This window comes from Streptomyces sp. NPDC059851 (genome assembly GCF_042732005.1).
Lineage (GTDB): Bacteria > Actinomycetota > Actinomycetes > Streptomycetales > Streptomycetaceae > Streptomyces.
Window position 1 is genome coordinate 1 of the sequence record NZ_JBHWJJ010000308.1, and the last position, 1,239, is coordinate 1,239.

At 75.7% G+C, this 1,239-nt stretch carries 1 protein-coding gene and 1 pseudogene; both read right to left on the minus strand.

The window, feature by feature from the left end:
• Positions 1-353: 353 nt before the first annotated feature.
• A complete protein-coding gene (locus ACFV7Q_RS38910; protein WP_385435683.1) occupies positions 354-1,130 on the minus strand; it encodes a sirohydrochlorin chelatase in 777 nt (258 codons plus the stop codon).
• A gap of 5 nt (positions 1,131-1,135) precedes the next feature.
• A pseudogene (locus tag ACFV7Q_RS38915) lies at positions 1,136-1,239 on the minus strand (ABC transporter permease); the annotation flags it as partial.

The window sequence follows — 1,239 nt, forward strand, 5'->3', positions numbered from 1 at the left end:
ACCGCAGCCAACTCCTCAGCCATCACACCCGATCAACGACACAGGCCATCAGCCAGACACGCCACCCGCGAACCAACCTGACCAAGCACTACTAGTGCTCAGACCGGAAAGGTTCACCGCCGACGCCCCCACCGCTACGGGGAGCCGATCCCGCGGGCGGAGAATCCGGCCCGCGCCGGGGGCACCTCCCAGTGGAAACCGGGGGAGTTCGAGCGCACCGGGCGCGGAGCGGCCGGAACGGGGTCCGGGGCGGAACCCGCCACGCGGCGGAGCTGCATATCCGGTACCGCGGGAAGGGGCGGGGCGGGGAACCGGCTCCGCGCAGCGGCAGCGGCAACGACGGGGGCGGCCGGTCAGGCCGAGAGGGTGGCGGGGGCGAGGGGCCGGGCGGCGGCCGGGACCGCGACGGCGGCCTCGTACCGGTGCAGCAGCAGGCGGGCCAGTTGCGGGGCGGCGCCGAGAACGCCGGCCACCACGTCCGCCCCGGCCTCCCGCGCCCCGGCGGCGATCCGGTCGGGCAGCCGACCCGGGGCGATGACGTAGGGCGCCACCGCGATACGGCGGACGCCCTCCGCCCGCAGCGCCCGTACGGCGTCCTCCGTACGGGGCAGGGCGGCGGAGGCGAACGCAGGCCGCACGGCGCACCAACCGGTGTGCCGCCACTCCCGCGCGGTTTCAGCGATCGCTGCGATCGCCTCCGGGTCCGATGAGCCGGCGGACGCGAGCACCACACCGGTGGTGGCGCGGTCCGCCGGGGTGATCCCCGCCTCCTGCAGCCGGAGTTCCAGCGCCGCCGTCAGCAGCGGGGAGGGGCCCAGGACGTCGGCGACGCGGACCGTGAGGCCCGGTAGCCGGACCAGGGCCTCCGCGAGCGCCGCGGGGACGTCCGCCTTCGCGTGGAAGGCGCGGGTCAGCAGCAGCGGCAGCGCGACCACGTCGTGGACGCGGTCGGCGTGCAGCGCGGACAGTACCTGCTCGACCCGGGGGGCGTTGAAGTCCAGGAAGGCCGTCTCCACCCGCAACCCGGGCCGCAGCGCCCGCACGCGCCGGGTGAGGGCGTGCACGGTCGCCGCGTGCCGCGGGTCGCGGCTGCCGTGGGCGATGACGAGGAGCACGGGGACGGGTGCCACGGTGATCAGCTCCGGGCCAGCAGGCCGCGGCTGCGCAGCACCCACCGCTCTACCGGGCTGAAGACCAGCAGGTCGATGGCGATGCCGACGACGAGGATCAGGATGATGG